Origin of the sequence: Rhodococcus sp. IEGM 1330, from assembly GCF_033142445.1 — a bacterium.
Lineage (GTDB): Bacteria > Actinomycetota > Actinomycetes > Mycobacteriales > Mycobacteriaceae > Rhodococcoides.
In genome coordinates, this window is sequence record NZ_JAWLSB010000002.1 from 11,037 (window position 1) to 24,728 (window position 13,692).

Sequence of the window (13,692 nt, forward strand, 5' to 3'; positions counted from 1 at the left end):
ACCATGACCACGGCAACCACCCACTCCGCCAAGGAACATGCACGATCCCAGGCGACCGTCGCGCCTGCACCCACTGCACCGGAGGGCATCTCGGAGCTCACGTGGGCAGAGTCGGTCCCCGGCGGCAGCTACACCACCAAGGTCCTCGCTCGCGGAACCCGGCTACGCCTCGTCGACGTCGACGGTGACGCCTGCGCCAATCTGCTGCTCTACCGCGCCGACGCCCCGTGGGAACGACTCAACACCGCCGACACCGTCAAGGTGCCGTGGCAGGCGTACCTGAGCTCGGGCCATCCCCTGCTCTCGGACCAGGGCCGCGTTCTGGCCACCATCGTCGACGACACCTCCGGCCGCCATGACGCCCTCTGCGGCACTACGTCCTCGGCAACCAACATCGCCAAATACGGCGTCAGCGGACCACATTCGTCGGCTCCGGCCGGGCGAGAACTGTTCACCCTGGCCGCAGCCAAGCACGGCCTCGAACCACGCGACGTCGCGCCGTCCCTGTCGTTCTTTCACGGCGTCACCGTCGCGGCCGACGGGGCCCTGATCAGCACCGGCTCGGCCGGGCCGGGACGCTCGGTGGATCTGCTGATCCATCTGCCGGTGATCGTGTTGCTCGCCAACACCGCTCACCCACTGGACCCGAGGTCCGAGTACCCCACGACAGCTCTCGACGTGCTGGCGTGGCGGGCCCCGGAGGAACTACTCGCTCTCGGCAACACGGAACCGGAATACCAGCGCGCAGTGCAGAACACCGAGGACGCATGGAAGGCAGCACAGTGAGCACAGGAACACTCGAGACCACGATCGTTCGAGACGAGATCGCCCCCGCATTCGGCCCCTGGTCCGCCGTCGTCGAGGCGGGTGACGTACTGACCATCGTCGATCTGTACGGAAATCAGGCCGTCGACACCCTGATGTACGGCGCGCACGATCACTCCATCCGGTACTCCGCCCCCGCCACCGTCACCGCGCAGCGGAACCTGTTCCTCACCACCGGAACCCTGCTGCGAAGCGATGATTCGACGCCGATCATGACGATCGTCGACGACGAGGTCGGCAACCACGACACCGTCGGCGGTGCCTGCTCCAAGGAGTCGAACACCCTCCGCTACGGCCACCACACACAGCATCAGCACGCGTGCGTCGAGAACTTCCTCATCGAAGGTTCCAAGTGGGGACTCGGCAAACGAGACCTGGTGCCCAACATCAACTTCTTCATGAACGTCCCCGTCGACGCCGACGGCACCCTCGGCATCGTCGACGGCCTCTCTGCTCCCGGCAAGAAGCTGTCGTTGCGTGCCGAGATCGACACGCTGGTGCTGGTATCCAACTGCCCGCAGATCAACAACCCCTGCAACGGATTCGACCCCACCGCGGTGCGGATGATCGTGACGCGAGAGTCGGCGGGGGCATGAACGCGACCAAGATGACCATCCAGCGGCCAGGGATGCTCACCACGGTGCAGGACTGGCCGGGCCGCATCGGGTACTGGAAGGTGGGCGTACCGCCGTCCGGACCGATGGACGACCTGTCGTTCCGGCTCGGCAATACCGCGCTCGGCAATCCCGAGGGTGCTCCGGGACTCGAATCCACCATGGCCGGGCCGGCATTGACCTTCGATGCCGACACCTACGTCTGCGTCACCGGTGCTGCGGTACCGGTGCGCGTCGACGGCCGACCGGCCCCGCAGTGGAAACCGGTCCTGGTCCCCGCCGGTGCCACCCTCGATGTCGGCACCACCACCGGGCACGGGCTACGGGTCTACGTGCTGATCCAGGGCAGCCTCGATGTCGACGACTATCTGGGCAGCGCGGCGACTTTCACGCTCGGCAAGTTCGGCGGGCATCGCGGCGGCACCCTCGGCGAGGGCAACGTCATCGGTCTGGCCGGGCGCTCGGACAACCCGGACATTCTCGGGCCGATTCCCATGGAACACCTGCCGGTGCTGACGTCGAGCTGGGACATCGCCGTCACCGAGGGCCCACACGGCGCACCGGAGTTCTTCACCCGCGCGGACATCGACACCCTCTACGCCACTCGCTACGAGGTGCACTTCAACTCCGATCGCACCGGGGTCCGGTTGATCGGGCCGAAGCCGCAATGGGCCAGAGCCGACGGCGGAGAAGCCGGGCTACACCCGTCGAACATTCACGACAACGCCTACAGCGTCGGGGCGTTGGACTTCACCGGCGACACCCCGATCCTGCTCGGACCCGACGGCCCGAGCCTCGGCGGATTCGTCTGTCCCGTCACCGTGGTCGCAGCAGAGCGGTGGAAGCTCGGCCAGCTGCGACCCGGTGACACCATCCGCTTCGTTCCCGTGAAGGCCGCGTCCACCGCGCCGCTGGGATCACTCGGTCTCGCTCGCCGCGCGTCTCTGCCCGCGGTGTTCTCCGCAGGCGGCGACGGTGACGACGGCGTCATCGCCCGACGCGACGCCGACACGTGCGTCACCTACCGCCGCTCGGGCGATGACAACGTGCTCGTCGAGTACGGCGACATGAAACTCGACCTGGCACTGCGGGCCCGGGTGCACGCCCTGCATCAGCGGGTCGAGGCTCTCGCACCCCGCGGCCTGGTGGACCTGACTCCCGGCATCCGCTCGTTGCAGGTGAAGGTGAATCCCGATGTGCTGTCGATCGATTCGTTGATGGGTCTGCTGTCCGAGGTCGAGGACGATCTTCCCGCAGCCTCGGAGCTCGTGGTTCCCAGCCGCCAGGTTCGGCTCCCGCTCTCATGGGACGACCCCTCGACCCGCGAGGCGATTCAGCGGTACATGCACGGTGTGCGCGCCGATGCCCCGTGGTGCCCCTGGAACATCGAGTTCATCCGGCGAATGAACGGACTCGATTCGGTGGCAGAAGTGTTCGACACCGTCTTCGCCGCCGACTACATGGTCCTCGGTCTCGGTGACGTGTACCTGGGCGCACCGGTGGCGACCCCGTTGGATCCGCGGCACCGACTGGTGACGACCAAGTACAACCCGGCGCGAACGTGGACGCCGGAGAACGCCGTCGGCATCGGTGGGGCGTACCTGTGCATCTACGGCATGGAGGGTCCTGGCGGATACCAGTTCGTGGGTCGAACCACGCAGGTGTGGAACCACAGTGCCGCCTACAGCGGCGGCCCGTTCGAGGAGGGCACCCCGTGGTTGCTCCGGTTCTTCGACCGAATCTCCTGGTACTCGGTCGAACCCGAGGAACTGATGGACCTACGCGCAGATCTGGCGGCCGGTCGCGGCGGCGGAGTACAGATCACCGACGGTGAGTTCTCCCTCGCCGAGCACGAGAACTTCCTGGACACCAACGCGGACTCCATCGCCGAGTTCCGCGCGACGCAAGCCGTCGCCTTCGGTGCCGAGCGCGACGCGTGGTCGGCAGCCGGAGAATTCGATACGACGAAGGGCAAGACCGATGCAGCCTGAGGTACGAGAGCGAGTTCTCCTGGCGTACAAGCGTATTGCCGAGGTGGATCGCCCCGAGGTGTGGATCACCCTGCGTGAGGAGGACGACGTGCTTGCCGAGGCCGTCGCCCTCGACGAGGCGCTCGCGGCCGGTGCGGATCTACCGCTCGCCGGTGTGCTCGTCGCAGTGAAGGACAACATCGACGTGGCGGGTCTGCCCACCACCGCGGCCTGCCCCGAATTCGCCTACACACCCACTGTCTCCGCCACCGCCGTCGAGCGACTGACGAGCCAGGGTGCACTGGTGCTGGGCAAGACCAATCTCGACCAGTTCGCCACCGGACTCGTCGGCACCCGCAGCCCCTACGGCGCGGTGCGCTGCGCCTGGGATCCGACTTTGATCTCGGGAGGCTCGAGTTCCGGTTCCGCCGTCGCGGTTGCACTGGGTGTCGTGGACATCGGAATCGGTACCGACACAGCAGGATCAGGTCGAGTACCGGCAGCGTTCCACGGAATCGTGGGCATCAAGACCTCGCTGGGTATCGTGCCGAACACCGGCCTCGTGCCCGCGTGCGCCGACTACGATTGCGTCACCGTTCTCGCGCGGGATCTCGACAGTGCCACGGCAGCAATGAAAGTCATGACCGGGCCAACCGCCACCGATCCACGCAGCCGGGCCTGGCCGGCCGACGTACGGCTCGCCGCGTCCCCGCAGCCCCGCGTCGCCGTCCCACGAGGTGAGGATCTGACGTCGATGAGCCCGGCGTACCGTCGGGCATTCGAGGAGACGGTTGCCGGCCTGGCCGACAAGGGTATTTCCCACGCCGAGGTCGACATCTCGACGCTGCTCGATGCGGCAACACTGCTGTACGACGGAGCGATTGTGGCGCAGCGCTATTCGGCCGTCGGGAAGTTTCTCGACACCGCGCCTGCCGGTGCCGATCCCACGGTGTCCGCAATCGTCCGATCGGCGGCAGGGCCGTCCGCGCACCGGTACGTGGACGATCTCGACGCGCTCGCCAGAGCCGAGACTGCGGCCCGCGCACTGCTGAGCGGCTTCGACGGCCTGCTGTTGCCCACCACCACCGAACATCCGAGCATCGCTGCGGTGCAGTCGGATCCGATGAGTATCAATCGACGCCTCGGCACGTTCACCAACTTCTGCAACCTGCTCGACATGGCCGCGGTGGCCGTCCCCGGTACCCCGACGCACGAGGGCAACCCGTTCGGCGTCATGTTCGTCGTGCCTGCATTCGAGGATCAGGTCGCGATAGACCTGGCTGCACAGTTGAGCGGCGTTGCGTCACCGTCGTTGATCGACGACGGTATCGAGGTGTTGGCCGTCGGTGCGCATCTGCGCGGCTTTCCGGTGCACCACCAGTTGACCGATCGCGGTGCGCGATTCAGCGGCGAGGTGACGACCACGAGGGACTACCGGCTGGTGGATCTGCACACCACCCCGCCCAAGCCCGGTCTGGTTCGGCGAGCAGGCGACGGCGCTCCCATCTCCGGAGAGTTGTATCGCATGTCCGCTGCCGCGCTCGGAACCTTCCTCGCGGGATTGCCCGCGCCGATGGGTCTGGGCCCGGTCGAGTTGTCCGACGGTCGCTGGGTCACCGGATTCTGCTGCGCGCACGACGCGGCCGAGGCCGGAACCGACATCACCGAATTCGGCGGCTGGCGCGCATATCGAGCTGTGTCGAATCATGCCGGGGCTCAAGCCGGGACCGGTTTGCCTCCGTCGGTGGCGACCCGCACCGCGAGCAGTCCGAGCACCGTGCCCATGACGTAGCGCTGCACCCTCAGCCACGTGGGTCGTACGGCGAGGAACTGCGCGATCGATCCGGCGAGCACCACGATCGCCAGGTTGACCATCACGGCCACAGCGATCTGTACGCCGCCGAGCGTGAATCCCTGCAGCAGAATGTGTCCGGCCGCGGGATCGACGAACTGCGGGATGACCGAGATGTACATGATCGCGATCTTCGGATTCAGCAGGTTGGTCACCAAGCCCATCGTGAACAGCCGCCTCGTCGAATCCTGGTGCAGCTCGGTCGGTTCGAAGGCCGAGACCGTGCCGCGCAAGGCCTGCAGCGCCAACCAGGCGAGGTAGGCCGCGCCGGCGAGCTTGACCGCCGTGTACAGCGCGGGCACGGCGGTGAACACCGCTGCCAGGCCGAGATTGGTGGCCGTGAGATAGACCAGGAAGCCCAGGGCGACTCCGGCCAGCGACACCAGGCCCGCCCGTCGGCCCTGCGAAATGCTGCGCGAGACAAGGTAGATCATGTTGGGCCCCGGCGTCAGAACCAACGCGAGAGCCACTGCGAACACTCCGAGAACTGCGGAATACGACACCATGCGGACAACACTTCACGCCGACACACCGACCGAGTAGAGCCAGTCGACAACTCGTGGCTATCGAGCACGCACGGCGGTGGCCACCGCATCGGCGATCGCTGCCATCCCCGCCGCCGTCGGATGCAGGGGCGCAGCAGGATTCTGCGGGACGACCCCCTCGAAGTACCGCTGGTCGGCAGCGACACACACATCGTGGCCGACACTCACAAGCTCGGTGTCGACGAATTCCGCACCGTGCTCGTTCGCCTGAGTCCGCAGAGCCTCGTTCATGGCGGTGATGCTGCCCTGGATGTAGTCGGCGTCCTCGGGCAGCATCGGCTGGGTGGGGAAACAGCCGCCGTCCGGCAGATAGGTGCCGTAACCGACAACCAGAATCCGCGCGTCGGGCGCACGTTCGGCCACCGCGTCGAGCATGGTTCCCCAGCTCGGGGCCTTCTCCGCGGTGGCGGCGGCGACGGTGTCGACGCCACCCGCAGTGAGCCGGTCCTTGCAGACGTTGGTCGCCGACGACGCAGTGAAGGTCAGGCAGCCCACGGCCGTCGAGACCAGTCCGATGTCGTTTCCGCCGATCGTGATCGTCACCAGATCGGTGTCTGCAGACAGTGCATCGAGCTGCACCGGAACCTCACCGCTGGACGTGCCCTGCGGAGTGGAGACGATGTTCTCGGTGACGGCGCCCGAGCAGGTGACGTCGACGAAGGAGCCCACTGCCAATTCCTCGGCGAGCACGTGCGGATAGTTGGCGTCGGACTGCTGACAACCCGGTGCGCCGACCTGGTCGGGGATCCGCGGACCCGATGCGGCCGAATCACCCAACGCGACGTAGTTCGCCGACGCCGGGGCTTCCGACGCCTGCGCAGGCCCTTCGGATACCGAAGAGTCCGACGAGCAGCCCGCAAGCAGACAGGCGGACACAGCAAGACCGACGAGAATTCCCTGGCTCCTCACAGCTTCGACGCTACAGCTGCCGGTAACCTCGACCGGGTTGTCCAGGACATACAGTCCATCGCATCGAACAGAGGAATTACATGATCACCGCGTTCATCAACCAGATCCTCAGTGGCTTCGGCTCCATTTCCGCTGGCAGCAGCGGCTTCGAGCTGGCACCGGGAACGCTGCCCTTCGGGCTGTAGAGACCACCGAACGCTTGCCCGCGCGGTGTCGACGATTGCTTCGGCACCGCGCGGGTACCCCGGAATCATGACTACCCACAACAGCGACTCGAAGAACAGCGACTCGAAGAACGACGACACTGCTCCCGACGCCAAGGAAGACGTGACGTCCGATCCGGCCGCTGCGGCGGAGGACAACGATTGGTCGAGTGAGGGCGGTGCCATCGAAACCGGTCCCGCGACCGACGACGAGCGAACCGACAGCAACTAACCGATCAGACGGCGGGGAGCGGCCCGCAGCGTGCGGACGTCACCGTCGGCGACGATGTGTTCCACCGTCTCACTTCGGGTGAGCATCGACTCGTCGACGGTGAAGTTCACGCGAGCATCACCGAGCCAATCGACGCCGACGACAATTCCCACGGTTCCTTTGGGGATCCCGCTACGCCATCGCACGTGACCCAGGTTGCGGACCGTGATCACGGTCTCGCCGATCTCGAAGTGCCCCATTCGCCCCCCCGGCTCGATACTTGCCGACCAGTAGACCTCGAGTGAACGCCCTGTTCAAGCGGTAGATCGGCGCTTACATCGACCATTGGCAGCCTCGGTGCCTGTCGGCACGATCACAATTCGGCGATTGGCCGAATCTGGGCGTTCAATCACGTCGTGAGGTATTTTTAGCTTCCACCATTTGCCGTTCTGGCAACTTTTCTTGCCAACATCAGGGTTGTGTCGGACACTCTCCACATGACTACAGACACCGATCGACACACTCCGGTCGACGCGATCATCGTCGGCGGCGGAGTCGCCGGGCTCAGCGCCGCCGTGGCTCTCGGCCGTTCTCGACGATCCGTCGCGATCATCGACGCGAGCGATCCCCGCAACGCTCCGGCAGCACATTCCCACAATTACCTCACCCGCGACGGGGAGTCGCCTCTCGAGCTGGTTCGACTCGGCCGAGACGAGGCGCGCCACTACGGCGCACACATCGTCGAGGGCATCGCGGCGTCCGCGAGTCGAACCGACACCGGGTTCGAGGTGACTCTCGTCGACGGTTCCGTCGTCCGCGGCCGCCGCCTCCTGGTCACCACCGGCCTCACCGATGTCCTGCCCGACATCCCCGGCCTCGCCGATCGGTGGGGGCGCGACGTATTGCATTGCCCGTATTGCCATGGCTGGGAGGTACGGGATCGCAGGATCGGCATCATCGGCAGCGCCATGCTCGGGCACCGGGCACAGATGTGGCGTCAGCTCACCGAGCACGTCACGGTGTTCGCGCACACGGCAACGGAATTGGCCGCCGAGGAACTCGAGCGACTCGCCGCACGTGGCATCGAGGTCGTCGACGAGGAGATCGCTCGGGTCGATGTCGACAGCGACGCCATCGTCGGAGTGACACTCGCGAGCGGCACACAGATCCGGCTCGACGCGCTGGTCGTAGGACCCAACTTCACCTCCCGCGCAGACGTCCTGGTGTCGCTGGGGATCGGCACGACCGAGATGGTCATGAACGACCATGTCCTCGGCACGTACGTCGAGGCCGATCCCGTCGGTGCCACATCCGTGCCCGGCGTGTGGGTTGCAGGCAACGTGTCTGCACCGATGGACACCGTGGTGGCGGCGTCCGCGGCCGGAGTCAAGGCAGGCGCTGCGATCAACGGTGACCTGATCGAGGAGGAGGTTCGCATCGCCGTCGAACGAGCGAAGGCCATCGCTTCCTAGATTCCCAGAGCCGCCGCCAGCCCGTCTTCGACGGTGTCCTTGCGGACGCCGAGCGAGGCGAGCGTGGCGTCCTCGTTCTCCAACAGTGCCAGCAGAATGTGCTCGGTGCCGATGTAGTTGTGTCCCAACCGAAGCGCCTCACGGAAGGTCAGTTCCAGCACCTTTTTGGCACCGGCATCGAACGGCACGAGATCGGGTACGGGGTCGGCCGGTTCCGGCAGGGTCGCCGTCACCGCAGAACGGATCTGCTCAGGCGTGAGGCCCTGAGCGCCCAGCAGTTTCGCCGCGAATCCCTCGGGTTCGCCGAGCAGACCGAGAATCAGGTGCCCGGTGGTGATGCAGTCGTTGGCAGTGGCCCGAGCCTCGTTCTGCGCTCCGACCACCACGTTGCGCGCCCGCGGGGTGAAGCGCGAGAAACCCTGACTGGCATCGAGATCGGCGGGATCGTCGCCGCCCTTCGCGACGAAGCGCTTCTGCACCGCCTGCTTGCTGACGCCCATGGATGCGCCGATCGCAGTCCAGGACGCCCCGGAGCGGCGGGCCCGATCGACGAAATGTCCGATCAGATGATCGGCCACCTCGCCGAGGGCATCGGCCGCGATCACCGCACCCGAGAGTTGGTCGAGCGCATCGGTGTGCACTTTCTCGATGGCGTCGATGAGATCGTCGAGACGGACGGGGTTCGTCATCTTCAGTGGTTGCGTCATGCGTCAACTCTAGGTTGACGGTGCTCGTCGTCAACCCTCGGTTGACGACACTGTGCCCTCGCAAAACTGTTGAACTTCTTCGCGCGCCAGGTCGAACTTCGGCCCCGTGTGCGCTGCGCAAAGACGTATATTCACCCATGGAGGCGTCGCGAACAGCCATGCGAACGTCACGAGCGAGAAGGAAGTAGGTCCTTCGATGAATACGAAGGTCGCTGCGCCCTTCGCCATGCACACGATCCGGACCGCCGGTCTGGTGGCAGTGGTCGTCGTCGCGAGCATCGTCTTCGTTCTCGGCGACGCCGGAGTGCGGGCCGGTGTCCTGGCCACCGTCGCTGTCGGTTCGGTTCTGGCCATCAGCGCCGCGATCCGTAGATACCGTCCCGACGACTCTCGATGCTGGTGGGCACTGTTCGGTGCCTCGGTGCTGTTCATGTTCGGGGTCTCGCTGCGCAGCGATCCCACCGCACTGAATCATTCGTTTCCGCTGCTGCCGGATCTGTTCACACTGACCGGGTACGCACTCGTCGGGTACGCACTCTCGCGGTGGATCCGAGATCGGCAGTCGATCGACGACATCACTCCACTGGTCGACGCCGGCCTGATCTTCCTCGGCACACTGTTCCTGTCGTGGTTGCTGTTCATCTCCCCGGCCCTCGAATCTCCCCGTTCGTCGGCATCGACGGTGGTCAACGGGCTGTATCCGGCGATCGACGCAGCACTGATCACCCTGACCACCTACCTGCTGTTCTCGTCCAAACCTCGCACCGCTGCGCTCCAGTGGGCCCTGATCGCACTCGTCGCGACACTCGTCGGCGACGTCTCGTACGCGTTCGCTGCCACCACCGACGACGCGCCGTCCTCGGGATTGCTCGACGGCATCTACCTGTTCGCGTATCTCTCCCTGGCGATGGCTGCCCTCGATCCGTCGATGCGCACCGTCTCGCAGCGGCAGACTCCTGCACCAGCACACAGCAGCCGACGCGTCGTGTTCGTGGTGACGCTGCTGGTCGTCTGCGCCACGGTGCCGCTGCTGGGCTCGGCCGTATCCACCGGAGATCTGATCGTCCGGTCCCTGTTGCTCGCATCGATACTGGTGGGCGCATTCCTGCGCGGCGAACGCGCGCTGACCCGAGTGCAGGTCGGCGAGGAGCACGCGAAATATCTGGCCGCTCACGATCTGTTGACCGGCCTACCGAACCGCACGATGCTCGACGAGGAATTCACTCGACTCGAGCGAACCCAGACTCCGGGACGCACGTGCGTCCTGTTCGTCGACCTCGACAACTTCAAGATGGTCAACGACTCGTACGGCCACCGCGTCGGGGACGAACTCATCGTGGCCGCAGCGCGACGCATCCGCGCCGCAGTCGGCGCCGCCGACACCGTGGTTCGGTACGCCGGTGACGAGTTCGTCGTGCTGACCCGCCGCGATCGCGGCGGAGCAGAAGCGTTGGCCCGCAGCATCATCGATCGGACGAACGAGCCGTTCCCCCTGAGCGCCGCGACGGCATACGTCACGGCCTCGGTGGGGATAGCAGACGCGGACCGATTGCACGACGCCATCCGCGAGGCCGACACCGCGATGTATCACGCCAAATCTCTCGGCGCGGCGCGCTACGCGTTCTTCGACGAGTCCCTGCGTGCCCGAGCGACGTCCGCGATCGAGACCGCGACCGCGCTGCGCGGCGCGATCAGACGCGGTGAGCTCGAGGTGTACTACCAGCCGATCATCGAGACCGCCTCGCGCGCCACCGTCGTCTACGAGGCACTCGTGCGTTGGAACTGGCAGGGGCGAGTGCGTACCCCCAACGAGTTCATCCCGATTGCCGAATCGACCAATCTCATCAAGGAAATCGGCGAATGGGTGCTGCGCACCGCGATCTCCGATCTGGTGACACTGCGTTCCAACGGGCAGAACGTCACCATGTCGGTGAACGTGTCTCCGATGCAATTGCGAGACGATTCGTTGCCGGTCATCGTCGGGCGACTGCTCGACAAGTACGGCCTCGACGGAGCAGATCTGGCACTCGAGATAACCGAGAGCGTCCTGATCGACGACATGGGCACGGCGAAAAGCGTTCTCGATCGACTCGCCGCGATGGGTGTGCTCATCGTTCTCGACGACTTCGGTATCGGCTACTCCTCGCTGAGCAGGCTGCGCGCGATGCCGATCGCACTGCTCAAGATCGACAAGTCCTTCGTCCACCAGATCGGCAGTTCGGAATCCGACACTCAGCTCATTCGCGCGATCGTCGCCATGGCGTCGGCGCTGCCGGTGGCCACGGTGGCCGAGGGTGTCGAGACCGAGGAGCAGGCTGCGATCATCGAGGCTCTCGAATGCCGCTTCGCGCAGGGCTTTCTGTTCGGCAGGCCGGCACCCATCGCGCACTGGCTGCTCGAATCTGCCGAGACCCGTGCCGGCAGGTGAGCCGGATGTTAGCGTCGGGCGGTGTCTGCAATCGGAGTGCACCGCTCGACTGTCCTTGCATGTGCCCTGCTGCTGGTGCCGCTCGCCGCGTGCAGTAGCAGCGAGAGCACCGATCCCGACTCCGCGGCCGAGAACAGCTGTGTCCTCGGTGCCAGTGGCGGCACACCGAGCAGCGGATCACCGAGCAGTGGGTCGGGCGACATCTCCACCAATCCGGAAGTGGCAACCGGGTATCGATCGGACATGACCCCCGTCGAGACGCCCTCGTACTCCGTCTCGACGGCCAACCCGGTCTCCACCGAAGCCGCGTGCGAGGTTCTGCGTGACGGCGGCACCGCGGCCGATGCGCTCATCGTCGCGCAAACGGTGCTCGGCCTCGTCGAGCCCCAGTCCTCGGGCATCGGGGGCGGGGCATTCCTGATGTACTACGACGCAGCCACCGGCGAAGTACAGAGCTACGACGGCCGTGAAACCGCCCCGATGAGCGCAACCGGGGACTACCTGCGGTACATCGACGACGTGAATCGCACTCTTCCGCAACCCGATGCCCGTTCGAGTGGTCGCTCGATCGGCGTCCCGGGGGTGCTGCGGATGCTCGAGCAGGCCCACGACGATCACGGCACCAAGCAATGGGGTGAGCTCTTCCAGCCCGCAATCGGTCTCGCCGACAACGGAATCGAGATCAGCCCACGGATGGCCTCGTCCATCGCCGACTCGGCACCGAAGCTCGCTCTCGACCCCGCGTCCAAGGACTACTTCCTGCAGCCCGACGGCACCGGCAAGCCCGCCGGGACGGTGCTGAACAACCCGGCGATGTCGAAGACGCTGTCCGCCATCGCAACCGACGGGGCCGACGCCTTCTACACCGGCGATATCGCACAGGCCATCGTCGACGCCACCGCCGACACCACCGCCGGCCGTACCCCCGGACAGATCACGCTCGAGGATCTCGCCGCGTACGAGCCCAAGACCCGCACGGCAGTGTGCACCGAGTACCGCGACCACGACATCTGCGGTATGCCCGGCCCGTCCTCGGGCGGTATCGCGGTGGCGTCGACGATGGGGATTCTGTCGAACTTCGATCTGTCGCAATACGCGCCGACGGGGATGGACGCCAACGGCGGAACCCCGACGGCCGAGGGTGTGCACCTGATCGCCGAGGCCGAGCGCCTGGCCTACGCCGATCGCGACAAATACGTCGCCGATCCGGATTTCGTTCCCCTGCCCGGTGGTTCACCCGATGCGCTGCTCGATCCCGAATACCTCAGCGAGCGAGCAGGACTGATCGACGAGGGCAAGTCGATGGGCACAGCGCAGCCCGGCGACTTCGGCCCGGTGCAGTTCGCCTCCTCCACCGATCCCGAGTACGGCACCAGCCACATCTCCGTCGTCGACAGCCAGGGCAACGCGGCCTCGATGACGACGACCGTCGAGTCGGCCTTCGGCTCGTTCCACATGGTCGACGGCTTCTTGCTCAACAATCAGCTCACCGACTTCGCAGCATCACCGGTGGCCGAGGACGGTACGCCGGTGGCCAATCGCGTCGAGCCGGGAAAGCGTCCGCGTAGCTCGATGGCTCCGACCCTGGTCTTCGACCGCTACGAAGACGGCGCACGCGGCGATCTGGTGCTCGTCGCCGGCTCTCCCGGAGGCTCGGTGATCATCCAGTTCGTCGTCAAAACGCTGGTGGGACTTCTCGATTGGGGTATGGATCCACAGCAGGCGGTGTCGATGGTCGACTTCGGTGCGGCCAACACACCGTCGACCAACTACGGCGGTGAACACCCGAACGTCTCGGGCGAGAACGATCCGGTGGTCGTGCAACTCCGAGAGATGGGCCACCAGGTGTCGGTCGCAGACCAGTCCAGTGGACTGAGCGCGCTACAGCGCACCGACGGCGGCTGGATCGGTGGAGCCGACCCCCGCCGCGAGGGTGAGGTACTGGGCGGGTAACGC

General features: G+C 65.9%; 12 protein-coding genes. 8 read left to right on the forward strand and 4 right to left on the reverse strand.

The features are described 5' to 3' along the window. The first annotated feature begins 3 nt into the window (after positions 1-3). The 4 genes from R4P57_RS04840 to atzF are packed head-to-tail and all read left to right on the forward strand — an operon-like array spanning position 4 to position 5,201. On the forward strand, positions 4-786 hold the full coding sequence (locus R4P57_RS04840) for an urea amidolyase associated protein UAAP1 (protein WP_317801739.1): 783 nt from the start codon (positions 4-6) through the stop codon (positions 784-786). Continuing rightward, positions 783-1,421, forward strand: a complete 639-nt coding sequence (locus R4P57_RS04845; protein ID WP_317801740.1) for an urea amidolyase associated protein UAAP2 — start codon at positions 783-785, stop codon at positions 1,419-1,421. The genes R4P57_RS04840 and R4P57_RS04845 overlap by 4 nt, the downstream gene beginning before the upstream one ends. Continuing rightward, entirely contained in the window at positions 1,418-3,430 is a 2,013-nt protein-coding gene (locus R4P57_RS04850) for a 5-oxoprolinase/urea amidolyase family protein (protein WP_317801741.1), read from the forward strand. Before R4P57_RS04845 ends, R4P57_RS04850 begins: the two co-directional genes overlap by 4 nt. After that, positions 3,420-5,201 (forward strand): allophanate hydrolase, encoded by a 1,782-nt coding sequence (gene atzF / locus R4P57_RS04855; RefSeq protein WP_317801742.1) that lies wholly within the window; start codon positions 3,420-3,422, stop codon positions 5,199-5,201. The genes R4P57_RS04850 and atzF overlap by 11 nt, the downstream gene beginning before the upstream one ends. Here atzF and R4P57_RS04860 read toward each other — a convergent pair. Next, complete coding sequence (locus tag R4P57_RS04860; RefSeq protein WP_317801743.1) at positions 5,126-5,767, reverse strand: LysE family translocator; 642 nt, start codon at positions 5,765-5,767, stop codon at positions 5,126-5,128. The genes atzF and R4P57_RS04860 overlap by 76 nt on opposite strands. 57 nt (positions 5,768-5,824) lie before the next feature. Then, the gene (locus R4P57_RS04865; RefSeq protein WP_317801744.1) at positions 5,825-6,715 is read right to left on the reverse strand and encodes an SGNH/GDSL hydrolase family protein; all 891 of its coding nucleotides are present in this window, start codon (positions 6,713-6,715) and stop codon (positions 5,825-5,827) included. A 252-nt stretch (positions 6,716-6,967) separates the two neighbouring features. On the opposite strand from R4P57_RS04865, the gene R4P57_RS04870 reads away from it, so the two are divergent. Beyond that, positions 6,968-7,150 carry a hypothetical protein gene (locus R4P57_RS04870; protein WP_317801745.1) on the forward strand — a complete coding sequence of 61 codons (183 nt, stop codon included), beginning with the start codon at positions 6,968-6,970 and terminating at the stop codon, positions 7,148-7,150. Here the strand turns inward: R4P57_RS04870 and R4P57_RS04875 are convergent. Next, positions 7,147-7,389, reverse strand: a complete 243-nt coding sequence (locus R4P57_RS04875; protein ID WP_317801746.1) for a hypothetical protein — start codon at positions 7,387-7,389, stop codon at positions 7,147-7,149. The genes R4P57_RS04870 and R4P57_RS04875 overlap by 4 nt on opposite strands. Before the next feature lie 237 nt (positions 7,390-7,626). Here R4P57_RS04875 and R4P57_RS04880 point away from each other — a divergent pair, with 237 nt between their 5' ends. Beyond that, positions 7,627-8,601 (forward strand): NAD(P)/FAD-dependent oxidoreductase, encoded by a 975-nt coding sequence (locus R4P57_RS04880; RefSeq protein ID WP_317801747.1) that lies wholly within the window; start codon positions 7,627-7,629, stop codon positions 8,599-8,601. On the opposite strand, the gene R4P57_RS04885 is transcribed toward R4P57_RS04880, so the two are convergent. Next, positions 8,598-9,308 carry a Clp protease N-terminal domain-containing protein gene (locus tag R4P57_RS04885; protein ID WP_317801748.1) on the reverse strand — a complete coding sequence of 237 codons (711 nt, stop codon included), beginning with the start codon at positions 9,306-9,308 and terminating at the stop codon, positions 8,598-8,600. The genes R4P57_RS04880 and R4P57_RS04885 overlap by 4 nt on opposite strands. A 196-nt stretch (positions 9,309-9,504) precedes the next feature. Between R4P57_RS04885 and R4P57_RS04890 the strand changes: the two genes are divergently transcribed. Then, the gene (locus R4P57_RS04890) at positions 9,505-11,736 is read left to right on the forward strand and encodes a putative bifunctional diguanylate cyclase/phosphodiesterase (RefSeq protein ID WP_317801749.1); all 2,232 of its coding nucleotides are present in this window, start codon (positions 9,505-9,507) and stop codon (positions 11,734-11,736) included. Between the two features lie 30 nt (positions 11,737-11,766). Next, positions 11,767-13,689: a gamma-glutamyltransferase gene (gene ggt / locus R4P57_RS04895; RefSeq protein ID WP_411742319.1), complete on the forward strand. Its 1,923-nt coding sequence runs from the start codon at positions 11,767-11,769 to the stop codon at positions 13,687-13,689. Positions 13,690-13,692 lie beyond the last annotated feature (3 nt).